Below are 16,972 nucleotides of genomic sequence, written 5' to 3' on the forward strand. Positions count from 1 at the left end.
TTTATGAAAAATATTTGAATATGGGGAGAAGGATGAGGAGAAAAGAGGATTTTTACGAAGATGACTTCTATGAAGATGAAGAGGAATTAGATCTGATGGATCTTGTTTTTACACTTCTTAGAAGATGGAAATTGATAACACTTATTGCAATACCTATATTTGCTGCAGGAGTTTTCTTTGCAATGACTAGACCAACAGTTTATAAAGCTGAGATGACTATGATGGTATCAAGTGGAAGAAATTTTAGTGCCAGCTCCCTAGATGGAGGAGAGTTATCAGTAAATCAAAAGCTAGCAACAACTTATGCAGAGATAGCTAAAAGCAATACAATCTTAAAAAGTGTTATAAAAAAATATGATTTAGAAACAAGTTTAAAAGGATTACAAAATAATGTGACAATATCACCAGTTGAAGATACAGAGTTATTACAGTTGACATATAAAAATGGAGATCCAGCACTTGCAGCAGCTGTAGTAAATGAGATTGGAAATGAGTTTATGTTAAAAGTTCGTGAGGTTATGAACTTTCAAAATATAAAAGTTGTTGAATCAGCAGAGGTTCCTAGAGAAGCATTGCCTAAAAGGAGAGTTTTAATAATTGCAATATCTTTTGTGCTATCTATTATGGTGGGATGTATGACAGCTTTTATAGTTGAGTTCTTCTTCTGTAAGTTGCGTAAACCAAAGGATATAGAGAAAATTTTAGGAACGTCAATGCTTGGAATGGTTCCAGATTTCAATCTTTCTCTAGTTGATGGAGGTAAGGATGGAAAATAGAACTAAAAGACAGATATTTTTTAAAGATGCTGATAATCATGAGATGAATGAAGCTCTTAGAGTTATTAGAACAAATCTCCATTTCTTAAATGAAAAAGAGTTAGCTCGTACAATATTAGTTACAAGTACAGTGCCAAAAGAGGGGAAAAGTGTTATAGCTTCTAACTATGCAATGAGTATCGCAATTACTGGGAAAAAAGTTTTACTAATAGATTGTGATATTAGAAGACCTAGAGCTCATGAGAGTTTTGGAGTATCTTTTGATAAAGGATTAGAATCTGTTCTTTCTGGTGAAGCGAAAGTTGAAGACGTAATTTTAAGAGATGTGGAGAAAAATTTAGATATTCTTCCCACAAGAAATGTGGCTCACAATGTAACAGAACTTTTTTTGGGAGATAAAATGAGATCTCTCTTAGATGAGTTAAAAGAAAAATACAACACAGTTATATTAGATACACCACCACTTATAATAGCAAGTGATGCAGCAATACTTTCAAAATATTGTGATGGAGTTGTGTATGTTGTGGCATATGATCAAGTTGCAAAAAGAGAGTTGGAGTTTGGAAAAACTATGTTAAATAATGCCAAAGCTAATATATATGGTTTTGTTGTAAACAAAGTTGATAAGAATGGATTATCTTATGGAAACTATGGATATTACAACAATAACTACTCATATTATAAGGATTATTACACAGAAGAGGGAGAGGCTCTTGCTAGAGCATACAGACCTCAAAAAGGGTTTAAGGGATTTATTGAAAAACTAAAAAGAGATTACAAGAGACAGCTAAGTGGGGACCAAAAGGGGAAAAGATGGTAGATATCCACACTCATCTACTATTTGGAGTTGACGATGGACCAAAGACATTAGAGGAATCTATTGAGATGATCAGGGATGCTATAGAAGTTGGATTTAATGAGTTTTATCTCACAGCTCACTATAACAAGGGAAGATTTTGTAATATTAATTATGATAAAAATTATGAAATTTTAAAAAAAAGATGTGAAGAGTTAAATCTAAAAGTTAAACTTCATAAAGGGAATGAAGTTTACTTAGATGAGAAGATAGATTTAGTCTTAGAAAAAGGAGAGTTTAATACAATAAAAGATAATCTTCTTTTAGTTGAGTTTTCTCCATTAACACCACCAAATGTGGGAAAGCATCTTTTGAAAAAAGTTTTAGAAAAAGGGTTTACACCTATTTTAGCTCATGTGGAAAGATATAGTCATTTTAGGGGAAGTGACTTAGTGGAGTTGAAAAAACTTGGAGTAAAACTTCAAGTGAATATGTGTGGAGATAAACCAAAGTATATAGTTAGGTTATTAAATGAGGGATATATTGATTACTTAGGTAGTGATGCCCATGGAACAGAGAAAAGGAGCTATAAGGAAATTAAAAAGGAGGGGAAGAAAAATGAGAAAACAAAATCTACTGACGGGATTTTTAATACTTTCTTTAGGAGCATATTCAGAAGACCTTGGCTTAGAAGCCATTCTTGAAAGAGTTAAAGTTGCTAATCCTGAGGTTAGAGTTAAAGAGTTAGATGTAAAGATAAAGGAGAAAGGGAAGAAAAAGGCCTTTAGAAATCTTATTCTACCACCTGTAACAATAGAAAGTGAAAATGACTGGGAAACAGCTAAAAAAGAGGGGTTTGGATTTGAAAAGATAGAAGCAGTAATTCCTATTTTTCAAGGTGGAAAGATAGTAAATACATATAAAAAATCAAAAAGCGAATTGGAATTAGCTAAAGAGGAACAAAAATTAGCTGTTTATTCATGGCAAGAAAATGCTGTAAATGCATATTTTTCCACATTAAACTACAGAAAGCAAAAAGAGGTAACAGATTTAACAATTGCAGCCCTACAAAAACAAAGAAACAGACTTGATGGTTTATACAAAGAGAATAAAATGATAGCAAAGTCAGAAGTTTTAAAAGTTGAGGCAGATTTAGAAAATAATAGAGCATTAAATTATGAAAATATTCAAAAAGAGAGAGCAGCTAAAGAGACATTGATGCAACTTTTAGGATATGATTTAGATAAAGAGATTACATTGTCTGAGTTTAATGCAATGGACTATTTAAAATCTTTGGGAGATATTAAAAAAGTTGAAGATCCTAAAAATACAACTTTAGGTAAGACTCAGAGTTTAATGGTAGATTTAGCAGAGTATGATCTGAAAATTGCAAAAGCTGATCTGTATCCAGTACTTTATGTAAAACCTTCTCATAAATTTAAAGAGGAAAATTTAAATACACATAAATATGAAACTGTAAATGAAGGTAGAGTAGAAGTTGGTATTAGGTATACTTTCGCTTGGGGAGCAACACTAGATTCTGTAGACCAAAGTGAATACAGATTAGATCAAGCTAAGATTAAGTATGATAACAATATTCAAGGAATAAAGTTAGATATGAGAAATAAGCTTGGAGAGATAGAATCCTTAGCTGGTCAAAGTGAAGCTCAAAAGAAAAGAGTTGAACTACTGAGAGAAAACTTAAAAATTGATAACTTGAGATATGACAATGAGCTTGTGACAACATTTGATTATCTAAATTCAGTAAATAAATTAAAAAGTGCTGAAGAGGATTACTACAAACTTCAAAGATCACTTGTTTTAGCAGTGATAGAGTATGAGAATCTGTATAAGTAGGGGAGAGGTATGAATAAAAAGATAATGATTGGTGCTGTAGTTGCAGTGCTAGCTCTTGGAGGATACCTTGCCATTAATAAGGTGAGTGGGAAAGAGGTAAAAGTTTCTAAGATAGAGATAGGTAGCCTTTCTAGCTCAATACTTTATGCAGGAGTTGTTGCACCAGGAGAGGTTGTACCTGTGTATGTAGAAGCACCTGTTTTAGTTGAGTCAATAATAGCTCGTGTGGGACAAGAGGTTGAACCTGGAGATAGACTTATGACTTTTAGTACTAAGAGTATAATTGAAAATGATAAAGAGTTAAAAATAAATGAGCTTGATATAAAAGATGTAAAACTTAGAATAGCTGATTTAGATGGTGGATCATTGAAGTTAGAATTAGATAATAGAAAACTTGAGATGAGAAACTTAGAGGAGAAAATAAAGGGAGATGAAAGAAGGCTTCCAGTATTAACAGCAGAGGCTAGAACTTTAAAGGAAAAAGCAGAGGCTTATAAAAAACTTTTAGCTGCAGATGGAGTTTCTAGTACAGAAGCTAATAAGGCTGCAACAGAAGCTGATAAAAAAATGGTAGAGCTTGAGGATTTAAGAACTGATTTAGAGCTGAATAGACAAAAGTTTGAACTTTCAGCTGTAAGTTTTGAAAGTTTAACTAGAGAACTACAGATTGAAGAAGCTAAACTAAAATCAAGTTTAGAGAAGCTACAACTAAATTATGATATTTTAACTCGTCGTGCAGAGCAGTTAAGAAAACCTCTTGAAGCACCAATAGCTGGAGTTATTACAGCAATAGATGTGGTAGAGGGAAGTAATATGTTAGGTGGACAAAGATTACTTGCTATATCTCCAAAAGGAGAGAGTACAGTAAAAGTTGAAGTACCAATGTATCAAGCTAGTAGTGTTTCACCAAAACAAAAAGCAATTATACGTAGTTCATCATCTGGTGGAGATTTAATGTATGAAGGAGTTGTATCTAGAGTTTCTAGTGTAGCTCGTGAAAGTGTTTTAGGTGGAAAAAATGATAAAGTTATAGAGGTTGAAGTAAAGGTTTCAGAAACTAATGACTTAAAACCTGGATTTATAACTGATGTAGAGATAACTAATGATTCTACAAGAAGTGTTGCAACTGTTTCATCTTTTTCTGTAATAGAGGAGGGAGATAAGAACTATGTCTATATAGTTGACGAAGGCAAAGTTAGAAAAACAGAGGTAAAAATTGGTGCAAAAACTTCTACAGATTATGAAGTGCTTAATCTGCCACTGGGAACAGAGGTTGTAATAAATCCATTTAAAGTTAGTAACGGTGAAAGAGTAAAGGCTGTGATTTAATGAGATTTTGGATGGCATTTAGATTCCTTCGGGGAAATATTGAAAGAGCTTTATTTCCACTTGTGGCAGTTATAGTTGGAGCAATGGCTTTGGTTATGACACTATCTCTTGGAGATGGAGCAAAAAATATTATAGATAGAGATTTATCTGCCATAGGAAACAATAGAATTCTTATTGGAGCAGACTCTATAAGTTCTAAAGATTTAGAGCTAGTTGAGAGATTGCCTTTTGTGGAATATGCAGTTTTTCCAGAGGCAAGAAGATTAGTAGAAAATACATTATATAGAAGTTACACAAAAAAAGCTTTAAAAGCTATGAATCTTCCAAGGTTAAAAGAGGGAGAGGTAATTTTAGATAAGACACAGTTTTTAGATACAGAAGTGGGGGCAGAAGTAGAGCTACAAACTGAGTTGGGAAAAAGGAAATTTACAATTAGGGATTTGTATCAAGAGGAGAGTCCGTTTGAAACTATGAAAATGGGAGATAGGGTCATTGTAAGTGATGAAACTTTTGAAAGAATCTTTGGAAGGAGAACCTATAAAAGCTTAGTGATCTCCTTTCCACAAGATGAGGATGGGGTGGAATATATACCAGTTATACTTCGAGAGCTGAATAGGTCTCGGTTTGGGTACGATCAGGTACGGGTTTTAGAAATGCCAGACATCTATAAAAAAGTGGAGAGGATAAAAAGTTTTGTAGGAAAAGGACTTTTTATCCTCTCTTTTATTTCGTTAGTTGTTGGTGGAGCTGGAATTTTAAATTTAATAGCTGCAGCAGTGAGAGAGCGAAGTTCATATATAGGGATACTACGAACAGTGGGAATGGATAAAAAAAAATTGATGGAGATATTTTTAATAGAGGCAGCAGTGGTTATAACTTTAGGTACTCTTACAGGAGTTGTTATTGGAGTGGTGATGTCGTACTTAGCTGGAAATATACTAAAAATACCACCATATTTTAACTTTATAAAGATGGTAGGAGCTATGATTCTTACTATGGGTGTTGGACTACTCTTTGGAGTTTTTCCTGCTAAAGCAGCAGGAGAGCTAGAGATAGTAGAGGCGCTGAAAATTTAAGGGAGGGATTGGCTATGAAACATAGTCAGAATATAAGAGGAAGAATAATATATACAATAACACTATTTTTTCTACTTGAAATTATGAGACAAAGTTTTCAATTAAGTGGAGAACTAATATTTTATTCATTATTTCCAATTATGCTTTTTTCCTACTATATTTTTGATACATTTTCTTTCAATAAAAAGTATAGATACAGAGAGTTTATTATATCAGCAGCTATAAATGGTCTTATTTTCTATATTTTAATAGCTTACTATAAAGATACTAGCTTAATCTTTGGTTGGGTATTTTTCACTATTGTTCAAAATCTAATTAAATGGCTTTATAATATCATATTTAGTTCAACTGAAAGAGTTGTATTACTTACAGATAGATTAGATGACAAGTTAGAAAATATAATTAGAAAAAATGAAAAACTATCATATAAAGGATGCGTTAATCTAGATGAAATAGGGAAAATTAAAAGTATGAACGCAAGTGAAGTAATCTATCCCATAGAAATAACAAATCAAGCTATAAATGAGATTTATAATTTGAAAATGTCTGGAGTTAAAGTAAAGGATTCTATGGCATTTTTACAAGAAGTTGAGGGAAAAATAGATATTGATAGCTTATCTAAAGATTGGGTTATAAAGGCAAGAGGATTTGAAGTTTTAAGTTCTAGCTTTGAGCAAAGAATAAAAAGAATTTTAGATATATCGATGTCACTAGTGATTCTTATAATTGGAGCTCCATTTATGATTTTTACATACTTTCTTGTAAAATTTGATAATCCAAAAAATTTCTTTAATAATCCAGCATTTTTTAGGCAAAAGCGTATTGGAGCTGGAGGAAAAGAATTTGAGATAGTTAAATTTAGATCTATGAGATTACATGATCCAAGTGAACATTCAAAGTATGCTAGCAAAAAAGATGATAGGATTACTCCAGTTGGAAAATTTATAAGAAAAACAAGGTTGGATGAGTTGCCACAGATATTTAATGTATTAAAAGGTGACATGAGCTTTGTAGGACCAAGGCCAGAGTGGAATGAACTTGGAAGAGAGTATGAAAAAAAGATAAATATGTATAAGGTACGATATGCAGTAAAACCAGGACTTACAGGGTGGGCACAAGTTATGTATCCATATGGAGCAAGTTTAGAAGACGCTAAAAAAAAGTTAGAATATGATATTTATTACATAAAACATCAAAATTTTATATTAGATATAATAATACTATTTAAAACAGTTAAAGTAGTACTATTTGGGAAGGGGATGTAGAGATGAAAGTTTCTATAATAACAGCGAGTTATAATAGTGATAAATATATAGAAGATACAATAAAATCAGTTTTATCTCAAACGTATAAGAATATAGAATATATAATAATCGATGGTGGTTCAAAAGATAATACTTTAGATATAGTTAAAAAATATGAAAAAAATTTTAATGGTAGATTAAAGTGGATATCTGAAAAGGATAAGGGTATTTACGATGCTATGAATAAAGGAATTAATTTAGCTTCAGGAGATATTATTGGGCTTATTAATTCAGACGATTATTTAAGTAATGAAACAATAATAGAGAAAGTTGTAAATAAAATAAAAGAGAAGAATTCAGATTTAATTTATGGAGATTTAGATTTCATAAAAGAAAATGATAAAACTAGTGTGGTTAGAAAATGGAAATCTGGAGTTTATAAAAAAGGAATATTTAGAAGAGGATGGCATCCAGCTCATCCAACTTTATATATAAAAAAAGAATTTTATAATAAAGTTGGAAACTTTTCACTAGATTATAAAATAGCAGCAGATTTTGATTTGATGTTAAGAATCTTTGAAAAAAATAATCCAAAAGTTGATTATCTAGAAGAAGTAATGGTAAAAATGAGAGTTGGTGGAGTTAGCACAGGTGGATTTAAAAGTAAATTAACTATAGCTAAAGAGTGCTCAAGAGCTTGGAGTAAGAATAGCCTATCGAAACCATTTTTATTTGATTATATAAGGTTTATAACAAAATTAAAACAAATGATTTAAGAGGAGATAAATATGTTAACAGCAATAATTATGGCTGGAGGCAGTGGTGAAAGATTTTGGCCATTGTCAACACCTGAAAAACCAAAGCAACTTTTAAAAATATTTTCAGATAAAACTATGATAAGAGAAACTGTAGATAGAATCTTGCCTATAATCCCTGCTGATAAAATATTTATAGCAACAAATGAACTACAACAGATGGCAATAAAAAAAGAGTTAAAAGATATTCCAGAGGAAAATATAATCATTGAGCCAGATTTTAAAGATACAGCTGCAGCAATAGGATATTCATCATTGATAATTGAAAATAGATTAAAAAAATTATTGAAAAATGATGAAAAACTTGAAGTGGTTGTATTAGCTTCAGATCATTTAATTAAAGATGAAAACCTTTTTAGAAAAGTTATAAATAAGGGCGCAGAGGAAGCAAGAAAAAATAGTGTTATTGTAACGTTAGGAATAAAACCAGATAAACCAGAAACTGGATATGGATATATAGAGGTAAAAAATGATGAAAAGATAGATTTAAATGAAGTTTATAAAGTTAAAAGATTTCGTGAAAAACCAAATTTAGAAACAGCTGAAAACTATGTAGCTTCAGGAAAATATCTTTGGAATTCAGGGATGTTTATATTTACAATAGAAACTATTTTTAAAAATTTTGATGTTCTTATGGAGGAACATACAGAGATTTTTAATTCTATAAGAGAAAAATTGTTACAGAATAAAACAGGACTTGAACTAACCAATTTAGTGAGAAGTGATTTTAAACAATTTGAAAAAATTTCTATAGATTTTGGGCTAATGGAGTTTTCTAAAAACATAAGAGTAATACCGGTAGATATAGGTTGGAATGATATAGGATCTTTTAATGCTTTAGATGAAGTTTTTCCAAAAAATATAGCGGGAAATATAATTAGAAATACAACTGTTTTAGAATTAGATGCTGTAAATAATATAGTTGTTGGAGACGGAAGTAAAATATCATTATTAGGGGTAAAAGATTTAGTTGTTGTAAAAAATGGTAATAATATATTAATAGCAGATAAATCTAGAACACAAGATATAAAAAAAATAATACAAAAATAAAGGGGAATATAATGGAAAGAAAAATAGCTTTAATAACTGGAATAACAGGACAGGATGGATCGTATTTAGCAGAGCTTCTTTTAGATAAGGGATATGATGTACACGGAATAATAAGAAGAGCATCATCTTTTAACACTCAAAGAATAGAACATTTGTATATTGACGAACTAATAGAAGATATGCATAAAGATAGAAAAATAAAGCTACACTATGGGGATATGACAGACTCTATGAGTTTAACAAGAATAATAAAAGAGATTCAACCAACAGAAATATATAACTTAGCAGCACAATCACATGTTAAGGTATCTTTTGAAGTACCAGAGTATACAGCAGATGCAGATGCGGTTGGAACTTTAAGAGTTTTAGAGGCTGTAAGATTTTTAGGAATGGAAAAAGCTTGTAAGATATATCAAGCTTCAACATCTGAGCTATTTGGAAAGGTACAAGAAGTTCCTCAAAAAGAAACGACGCCATTTTATCCGACGTCACCATATGCAGTAGCAAAACAATATGGATTTTGGATAACTAAAAATTATAGGGAAGCTTATGGAATGTTTGCAGTAAATGGAATTCTTTTCAATCATGAATCTGAGAGAAGAGGAGAAACATTTGTAACTAGAAAGATAACTTTAGCAGCTGCAAGAATAGCGAAAGGATATCAAAAGAGATTATATCTAGGAAATCTTGATGCACTAAGAGATTGGGGACATGCAAAAGATTATGTAGAGTGTATGTGGATGATACTTCAACATGACACTCCAGAAGATTTTGTTATTGCAACAGGAGAACAATATTCAGTAAGAGAATTTTGTAACTATGCTTTTAAGGAGATAGGAATAGAATTAGAATGGAAAGGAATTGGAGTAGAGGAAAAAGGATACAATAAATTAACAGGAGAGTGTTTAATTGAAGTTGACCCACAATACTTTAGACCTTCAGAGGTTGAAACTCTTTTAGGAGATCCAACAAAAGCAAGAACAGTTTTAGGATGGAATCCAAGAAAAACATCATTTGAGGATTTAGTAAGAGGTATGGTAAAACATGATCTTGAGTTTGTAGAAAAAGAACACAATGCTAGAATGATAGTAAAGAGATAGGTGGAAAAATGGAAAAAAGTTCTAAAATATATATAGCTGGTCATAGAGGCATGGTAGGGTCAGCAATAGTAAGAAGATTAGAAGAAAATGGATATACAAATATTATATACAGAACTTCAACAGAGCTTGATTTAAGAAATCAAGCTGCTGTTGAAAAATTCTTTAAAGAGGAAAAGCCAGAGTATGTGTTTTTAGCAGCAGCAAAAGTTGGTGGAATTCATGCGAATAACAGTTATCCAGCAGAGTTTATCTATGATAATTTGATGATAGAAACAAATATTATAAACTCTTCTTATAAAAATAAAGTTAAAAAACTACTATTTTTAGGAAGCTCTTGTATATACCCTAAATTTGCACAACAACCTATAAAAGAGGAATATTTATTAACTGGTTCTCTAGAAGAAACAAATGAAGCTTATGCGATAGCAAAAATAACAGGGATAGAATTATGTAAGTTTTATAGAAGACAGTATGGGTGCGATTTTATATCAGCAATGCCAACAAATTTATATGGTATAAATGATAATTTTAATTTAGAAACATCGCATGTTATGCCAGCACTTATTAGAAAGTTTCATGAATCTAAAGTAAACAACTCTAAAGAAGTTGTTATGTGGGGAACTGGAAAACCAAGAAGAGAGTTTATGTATGTGGATGATTTAGCAGATTCTTTAATCCATCTTATGCTAAATTATTCTGATGAGATACATGTAAATCTTGGTACTGGAGAAGATATTGAGATTGGTGAATTAGCTAATCTAATTAAAGAAATAGTTGGATATGAAGGTGAAATAATCAATGATTTATCAAAACCAGATGGAACTCCAAGAAAACTTCTTGACGTAGAAAGATTAAATTCAACAGGATTTAAACATAAAGTTAAACTTAAAGAAGGAATAGAAAAAGTTTATGAGTGGTTTTTAAATACGCAGGATGTGAAAAAATAATTATGAAAATTCTTATAATAGGACCATTTCCTAACCCTATAACAGGTCAAAGTATAGCAAATGAAATGGTTTTGAATGGGCTAAAAGAAAACTATGAAGTTGATTATATTGATACCAATTTTTTTAAAGAATTAACTGATAAAACAAAACAAGGTAAATTTGATTTCAATAAAATTAAAATAACTTTAAAAAATTCATTTTCAGAATGTAAAAAAATACTAAAAAATAATTATGATATTGTTTATATGACACCTGGAGGGACTTTTTTAGGATTTATGAGATTTTTCCATTATATGATATGCTCATTTTTTAAAAAAAATAAAGTGTTTTTACATATTCATAATGGGTGTTTTAGGGAAGTGTATAATTCACAAAATAATTTTAAAAGAAAAATTTTAGATATTTTATTAAGAAAAGTTAATGGAGTTATAGTTTTAGGAAATTCTTTAAAAAATATGTTTGAAGGAATTATACCTGAAGATAAAATATATGTTTGTGAAAATGGAGTTCAAGATGATATTGTTGCAACAGAAGATGAGATAAAAGAAAAAATAGATAGATATAATAAAGATACTAAAAAAAGAGTTTTATATTTAAGTAATCTTATGGAAGAGAAGGGAATATTGGACTTATTAAAAGCTTCAGAGAAATTTAATGATGATGAAATAGAATTTAATTTAGCTGGAGCAATAGAACCAAGTATAAAAAAGAAGATTGAAGAATACTTAAAAGAATATCCTAAAAAAATAAAATATCATGGAATAGTAAGAGGAGAACAAAAGAAAAAATTATTACTAGAAAATTATATTTTTATTTTACCAACTTACTATTCTAACGAAGGACAACCAATATCAATTTTAGAAGCTTATGCAACAGGATGTGCTGTAATAACAGATGAGACTATAGGTGGAATAAAAGATATATTTAAAAATGAGATAAACGGAATTAGTATAAGAAATAGAGATGTTGAAGATATTTTAAACGGAATAAAAAATATTTCAGATGTCAAGTATTTTGGAGAGAATTATAGACTGGTGAGAGAAAAAAATACAAAAGAAATATTTATAAAAAATATTGAAAAAATAGTTTTATAGGAGGTTAAACTATAGATAAAACAGTAAAAATATTGAATCTATTTTCATTTTTTGGAATAGTATTATTTGTATTAAATAATTATTTTTTGCAAAATTATAAAAGCTATAATGAGATAGTATTAGTTACAAATTTCATAATAATATTAATTTCTATATATGGTATGTATTTGGGAGATAAATATAATTATAGTTTAAATAAAATTTTTTATTTATTTGTATTTTTCTTTTTTGGAATTTCTCCTGCAATAGAATTTTCTTTAAACGTAAAATATTGGAATGGAAGTAAAATAAATGAGATTGAATATATTTGGATGAATATTATTATAATTATTATTTTATTATTTTATATCTATTTTTATAATTTTTTTTATAAAATAAAAGATTTAAAAATAGAAAAAAGTATAGTTTATTTTTTTTCAAAAAAATTAAAAAGTAGAATAAAAGTAACGTTTATTTTAGTATTTATTTCTTTTGTGAGTTTGCTAATTTTATTATTTTTTAATAAATTTAGTTTATATAGTTTATTATTAAGAGGTGGAGAGGGAGTAGAAACAATAAAAGTAGAAAAAATGACATGGTTATTAATAGGACAATTTATAAAACCTTTACCGATAGCTTGTTTAATTATTTTTAAAATAAAAAAAATAAAAAAAATATTTGTAGAAGTAGTTTTACTAGGAATAGTTTTATTAACTAATTTTCCGACATCAAGTGCTAGATTTTATGTTGCAGCAGTATATATTCCACTATTATTATTATACATTTCTTTTTATAAAAAAAAATTAATTTTAAATCAGAGCTTAATAATAGGAATGCTATTTTTATTTCCTTTATTAGATGAAATGAGAAGCTTTTCGGGAATAGAAAACTTGAAATTTGGATTTAAATTTGAAATGTTTTTAGAGGGACATTTTGATTCTTATCAAAATTTTTTGAGAGTTGTAAGTAATGATATTGTAACTAATGGGAAGCAGTTGCAGACATCAATTCTATTTTTTGTTCCAAGGAAATTATGGTCTGGAAAATCAATTGGAAGTGGTGCATATGTAGCAAATGAATTAGGGTTAGGTTTTGATAATATATCAATGAATTATTTTGGGGAAGGATATATAAATTTTGGTTATATGGGAATAATAATATTCACTATATTATTGGCCTTTATAAATTCTAGATTTGATAAAGTTTATTGGGAAAAATTAGGGCAAACAAATATTTTAAAGGGAATTTATTTACTATCTCTAGGGATGCTATTTTTTATATTAAGAGGAGATTTATTAAGTAGTTTTGCTTATACTACAGGAATTCTTTTTACAGTAGTTTTTATATATAAACTAATAATAAAATAGTTAAATGAGTATAGTGAATTAAGGATAGGATATTCTACTTAAGATAAAATTTTTAAATTATTCACCCTTAACTACAAAAAATTGTTTAGATTTTAAGAGAAAATATTTGATAAAATACTCTATTGTAATTTAAATATGAGAAGATCAGTATAGTATCAATAGGATTCCAAAAATTAGGTTACTTATCTTCTGTTAATTATCAAAATAAACTACATAATTTATAAAATACTTAAAACTTAACTTAAAAATAGAAGGTTTCACTAGAAACCAATATTTTGAAAAGAATTATAAAAAACTGAAAGAAAAAATATTTTCTTTATAGAAAGGATAAAAAAATAGTATGCAAAAAAAATATGATTTAGTAATTTTAACAAATTTATCATCATTTTATAAAATAAATTTATATAATGAAATTATCAAAAAGCAAAAAATTTTTGTAATTTTTATTTCGAAATATTCAAAAGATAGAAATGAAGATTTTTTTAAAGGTGAAAAGAAATTTGAATATACTTATTTAGATAATGGAGTTTATGAAGAAAGAGATAGTAAAAAAAATGCTTTTAAGTTAGCTAAAATTTTAAATGGAATGAATTATAAAAAAATAGCATTAGGAGGTTGGGATTCTTTAGAAAATTGGATGGCATGGTTGTTAAGTTCAAAAAAAAAAAATGCTATTGTTATTGAGTCAAGTGAGTTTGAAAGTACAAATAAAGGTTTAAAAGGGATACTAAAAAAAATATTTGTCTCAAGAATTTCTCTTGGATTTGCTTCAGGAGAATCTCAATATAATCTACTAAGAAATGTTGGATATAAGGGTGAGGTAAGGAAAACGAAAGGAGTCGGTATTTTTAATTATAAAAAAGTGAGTATTCAAAGAAATATCAAAAAAGTAAGAAAGTTTTTATATGTAGGAAGATTATCGTCTGAAAAAAATCTTGAGCAAATTATAAAAGTATTTAATACTATGCCAAATTTAGAGTTAAATATAGTTGGATATGGACCTTTGGAGGAAGAATTAAAGAAATTATCAGAAGACAATATTAAATTTTTAGGAAAAATAGATAATGAGAAATTAAGTAAAATTTATCAAAATAATGATGTCTTTATTTTACCTTCTAAATCTGAACCATGGGGATTGGTTGTTGAAGAGGCTTTATATAATGGATTACCTGTGATATTAAGTAATAAAGTAGGGTGTCATACTGAGCTTATTCAAAATGGTGAGCAGGGATATTTATATAATATAGAGTTGGATAATGATTTAGAAATAAAGATAAATAAAATTATAGATTTAAAAAATTATCTAAGAATAAAATTCAATATTGAAAAATTAGATTTTGAAAAGATAAAAGAGCATCAAATTAAAACTTATGATATTAAGAATTAAAATAATAACTAAGGATGAGAACTTATGAAAATTAATTTATGTGAAACAAATTTAGATGGACACCATGAAATATATTTAGAAAATTTGTTAAATATAAGTAGTACATCAAAATTATTTATTGATATAAAAATAGAAGGAAATAAAAAGAGAATATTTAATTATATTTTTGATAGGAAAAAATTAATAAAAAAATTTCTGTCAAAAGACAATGAAATATTTCATTTGCTATATTTTGATATGATTTATACATATTTTCCATTATCGTCATTAAATATAAATAAAATTATTTTAGGAACTTTACATTTTGTTCCTGAAGAAAAACTTAAAATTATTTTATTAAAAAATTTTTCTAAAAAAATAGATTTAATAGTTGTTCATTCAGAAATACTAAAAGAAAAATTATTGAAAATAGGAATTAAGAATGTAGAAGTAGTACATTACCCTAGTTTTTATGACTATTCTATTATTGAACCAAAAGAAAAATTAAAGAAAAAATTCAAACTGGAAGATAAAATTGTATTAACAACATTGGGTGGAACGAGAAATGACAAAGGATTAGATATATTATTGGAATCTTTTAAGTATTTAAATAGTGAATTAAAAGAAAGAATTATACTTAATATAGCTGGAAAAGAAGAAACTTTTAAAAAAGAGTTTATAGTACAAAAATCAAAAGAAAATAAAATAAATATAAGAGGAAAATATGGATTTTTAACGGACGAAGAATTTATGGAAAACGTATTGCTGACAGATGTTATGGTTATGCCATATAGAAAAATATTTGGTGGAAATAGTGGACCAATGACTGAGGCAATTGTAAATAAAATACCTTGCATAACACCAAAAGGATTAAATATAGGTGATTTAACCGAAAAATATGATTTAGGATTAACTTTTGAATGTGAAAATCCTAAATCATTAGCAGAAACTATTGAAAAAATGATTTTGAATAAAGAAAAAAATGAATTTTTTACATCAGACTATCATAAAAAATTAACGGTTGAAAATTTTTTAAGAAGTTATGAAGAGATATATAGTAAATTAGAAAAAGGGGAATATAAATGAAGAACATTGCATTAATAACAGGGATAACAGGACAAGATGGATCGTATTTAGCAGAGTTTCTTTTAGATAAGGGATATGATGTACATGGAATAATAAGAAGAGCATCATCTTTTAATACTCAAAGAATAGAGCATTTGTATATAGATGAACTAATAGAAGATATGCATAAAGATAGAAAAATTAAATTACATTATGGAGATATGACAGATTCAATGAGTTTAACAAGACTTATAAGAGAAATAAAGCCAACAGAGATATATAACTTAGCAGCTCAATCACATGTAAAAGTATCTTTTGAAGTACCTGAGTATACAGCAGATGCAGATGCAGTTGGAACTTTAAGAGTTTTAGAAGCAGTAAGGTTCTTAGGAATGGAAAAAGCTTGTAAGATATATCAAGCTTCAACATCTGAGCTATTTGGAAAGGTACAAGAAGTTCCTCAAAAAGAAACGACGCCATTTTATCCGACGTCACCATATGCAGTAGCAAAACAATATGGATTTTGGATAACTAAAAATTATAGGGAAGCTTATGGAATGTTTGCAGTAAATGGAATTCTTTTCAATCATGAATCTGAGAGAAGAGGAGAAACATTTGTAACTAGAAAGATAACTTTAGCAGCTGCAAGAATAGCGAAAGGATATCAAAAGAGATTATATCTAGGAAATCTTGATGCACTAAGAGATTGGGGACATGCAAAAGATTATGTAGAGTGTATGTGGATGATACTTCAACATGATACTCCAGAAGATTTTGTTATTGCAACAGGAGAACAATATTCAGTAAGAGAATTTTGTAACTATGCTTTTAAGGAGATAGGAATAGAATTAGAATGGAAAGGAATTGGAGTAGAGGAAAAAGGATACAATAAATTAACAGGAGAGTGTTTAATTGAAGTTGACCCACAATACTTTAGACCTTCAGAGGTTGAAACTCTTTTAGGAGATCCAACAAAAGCAAGAACAGTTTTAGGATGGAATCCAAGAAAAACATCATTTGAGGATTTAGTAAGAGGTATGGTAAAACATGATCTTGAGTTTGTAGAAAAAGAACACAATGCTAGAATGATAGTAAAGAGATAGGTGGAAAA

At 28.5% G+C, this 16,972-nt stretch carries 16 protein-coding genes; all 16 read left to right on the forward strand.

Translation table 11 applies throughout. From position 1 onward, the window contains the following. The first annotated feature begins 32 nt into the window (after positions 1-32). The 16 genes from NON08_RS12030 to gmd (NON08_RS12105) all read left to right on the forward strand — a co-directional run bounded on the left by NON08_RS12030 (position 33) and on the right by gmd (NON08_RS12105) (position 16,964). Positions 33-776: a YveK family protein gene (locus NON08_RS12030; RefSeq protein ID WP_256691834.1), complete on the forward strand. Its 744-nt coding sequence runs from the start codon at positions 33-35 to the stop codon at positions 774-776. Further along, on the forward strand, positions 766-1,596 hold the full coding sequence (locus NON08_RS12035; RefSeq protein WP_256691836.1) for a CpsD/CapB family tyrosine-protein kinase: 831 nt from the start codon (positions 766-768) through the stop codon (positions 1,594-1,596). Before NON08_RS12030 ends, NON08_RS12035 begins: the two co-directional genes overlap by 11 nt. Continuing rightward, positions 1,590-2,276 carry a tyrosine-protein phosphatase gene (locus NON08_RS12040; protein WP_256691838.1) on the forward strand — a complete coding sequence of 229 codons (687 nt, stop codon included), beginning with the start codon at positions 1,590-1,592 and terminating at the stop codon, positions 2,274-2,276. The genes NON08_RS12035 and NON08_RS12040 overlap by 7 nt, the downstream gene beginning before the upstream one ends. After that, positions 2,191-3,429, forward strand: coding sequence for a TolC family protein (locus tag NON08_RS12045; RefSeq protein WP_256691839.1), 1,239 nt, complete (start codon positions 2,191-2,193; stop codon positions 3,427-3,429). The genes NON08_RS12040 and NON08_RS12045 overlap by 86 nt, the downstream gene beginning before the upstream one ends. A gap of 9 nt (positions 3,430-3,438) precedes the next feature. Next, positions 3,439-4,758: an efflux RND transporter periplasmic adaptor subunit gene (locus NON08_RS12050; protein WP_256691840.1), complete on the forward strand. Its 1,320-nt coding sequence runs from the start codon at positions 3,439-3,441 to the stop codon at positions 4,756-4,758. Continuing rightward, entirely contained in the window at positions 4,758-5,834 is a 1,077-nt protein-coding gene (locus NON08_RS12055; RefSeq protein ID WP_256691841.1) for an ABC transporter permease, read from the forward strand. Before NON08_RS12050 ends, NON08_RS12055 begins: the two co-directional genes overlap by 1 nt. 14 nt (positions 5,835-5,848) lie before the next feature. After that, on the forward strand, positions 5,849-7,099 hold the full coding sequence (locus tag NON08_RS12060) for a sugar transferase (RefSeq protein WP_256691842.1): 1,251 nt from the start codon (positions 5,849-5,851) through the stop codon (positions 7,097-7,099). A 2-nt stretch (positions 7,100-7,101) separates the two neighbouring features. Continuing rightward, positions 7,102-7,854 carry a glycosyltransferase family 2 protein gene (locus NON08_RS12065; RefSeq protein ID WP_256691843.1) on the forward strand — a complete coding sequence of 251 codons (753 nt, stop codon included), beginning with the start codon at positions 7,102-7,104 and terminating at the stop codon, positions 7,852-7,854. Between the two features lie 12 nt (positions 7,855-7,866). Then, entirely contained in the window at positions 7,867-8,943 is a 1,077-nt protein-coding gene (locus NON08_RS12070; RefSeq protein WP_256691844.1) for a mannose-1-phosphate guanylyltransferase, read from the forward strand. Positions 8,944-8,954: 11 nt separating this feature from the next. Next, a complete protein-coding gene (gene gmd / locus NON08_RS12075; protein WP_256691845.1) occupies positions 8,955-10,043 on the forward strand; it encodes a GDP-mannose 4,6-dehydratase in 1,089 nt (362 codons plus the stop codon). Positions 10,044-10,051: 8 nt separating this feature from the next. Further along, positions 10,052-10,990, forward strand: a complete 939-nt coding sequence (fcl, locus tag NON08_RS12080; protein ID WP_256691846.1) for a GDP-L-fucose synthase — start codon at positions 10,052-10,054, stop codon at positions 10,988-10,990. 2 nt (positions 10,991-10,992) lie between these two features. Then, on the forward strand, positions 10,993-12,084 hold the full coding sequence (locus NON08_RS12085) for a glycosyltransferase family 4 protein (RefSeq protein WP_256691847.1): 1,092 nt from the start codon (positions 10,993-10,995) through the stop codon (positions 12,082-12,084). Positions 12,085-12,170: 86 nt separating this feature from the next. Continuing rightward, positions 12,171-13,430: an O-antigen polymerase gene (locus NON08_RS12090; RefSeq protein WP_413774057.1), complete on the forward strand. Its 1,260-nt coding sequence runs from the start codon at positions 12,171-12,173 to the stop codon at positions 13,428-13,430. Positions 13,431-13,770: 340 nt separating this feature from the next. Beyond that, positions 13,771-14,817 carry a glycosyltransferase gene (locus NON08_RS12095; RefSeq protein WP_256691849.1) on the forward strand — a complete coding sequence of 349 codons (1,047 nt, stop codon included), beginning with the start codon at positions 13,771-13,773 and terminating at the stop codon, positions 14,815-14,817. Positions 14,818-14,841: 24 nt separating this feature from the next. Continuing rightward, complete coding sequence (locus NON08_RS12100) at positions 14,842-15,882, forward strand: glycosyltransferase (protein WP_256691850.1); 1,041 nt, start codon at positions 14,842-14,844, stop codon at positions 15,880-15,882. After that, on the forward strand, positions 15,879-16,964 hold the full coding sequence (gmd, locus tag NON08_RS12105) for a GDP-mannose 4,6-dehydratase (RefSeq protein WP_256691851.1): 1,086 nt from the start codon (positions 15,879-15,881) through the stop codon (positions 16,962-16,964). The genes NON08_RS12100 and gmd (NON08_RS12105) overlap by 4 nt, the downstream gene beginning before the upstream one ends. The last annotated feature ends 8 nt before the right edge of the window (positions 16,965-16,972 follow it).

The sequence above is a fragment of the Cetobacterium sp. NK01 genome (assembly GCF_024506395.1).
GTDB lineage: Bacteria > Fusobacteriota > Fusobacteriia > Fusobacteriales > Fusobacteriaceae > Cetobacterium_A > Cetobacterium_A somerae_A.

Coding starts and splice junctions, on each gene's coding strand:
- NON08_RS12055 (WP_256691841.1), top strand. CDS start 4,758: ATGAGATTTTGGATGGCATTTAGATTCCTTCGGGGAAATATTGAAAGA.
- NON08_RS12070 (WP_256691844.1), top strand. CDS start 7,867: ATGTTAACAGCAATAATTATGGCTGGAGGCAGTGGTGAAAGATTTTGG.
- gmd (WP_256691851.1), top strand. CDS start 15,879: ATGAAGAACATTGCATTAATAACAGGGATAACAGGACAAGATGGATCG.
- NON08_RS12030 (WP_256691834.1), top strand. CDS start 33: ATGAGGAGAAAAGAGGATTTTTACGAAGATGACTTCTATGAAGATGAA.
- NON08_RS12045 (WP_256691839.1), top strand. CDS start 2,191: ATGAGAAAACAAAATCTACTGACGGGATTTTTAATACTTTCTTTAGGA.
- NON08_RS12085 (WP_256691847.1), top strand. CDS start 10,993: ATGAAAATTCTTATAATAGGACCATTTCCTAACCCTATAACAGGTCAA.
- NON08_RS12050 (WP_256691840.1), top strand. CDS start 3,439: ATGAATAAAAAGATAATGATTGGTGCTGTAGTTGCAGTGCTAGCTCTT.
- NON08_RS12100 (WP_256691850.1), top strand. CDS start 14,842: ATGAAAATTAATTTATGTGAAACAAATTTAGATGGACACCATGAAATA.
- NON08_RS12040 (WP_256691838.1), top strand. CDS start 1,590: ATGGTAGATATCCACACTCATCTACTATTTGGAGTTGACGATGGACCA.
- NON08_RS12060 (WP_256691842.1), top strand. CDS start 5,849: ATGAAACATAGTCAGAATATAAGAGGAAGAATAATATATACAATAACA.
- fcl (WP_256691846.1), top strand. CDS start 10,052: ATGGAAAAAAGTTCTAAAATATATATAGCTGGTCATAGAGGCATGGTA.
- NON08_RS12095 (WP_256691849.1), top strand. CDS start 13,771: ATGCAAAAAAAATATGATTTAGTAATTTTAACAAATTTATCATCATTT.
- NON08_RS12035 (WP_256691836.1), top strand. CDS start 766: ATGGAAAATAGAACTAAAAGACAGATATTTTTTAAAGATGCTGATAAT.
- NON08_RS12065 (WP_256691843.1), top strand. CDS start 7,102: ATGAAAGTTTCTATAATAACAGCGAGTTATAATAGTGATAAATATATA.
- gmd (WP_256691845.1), top strand. CDS start 8,955: ATGGAAAGAAAAATAGCTTTAATAACTGGAATAACAGGACAGGATGGA.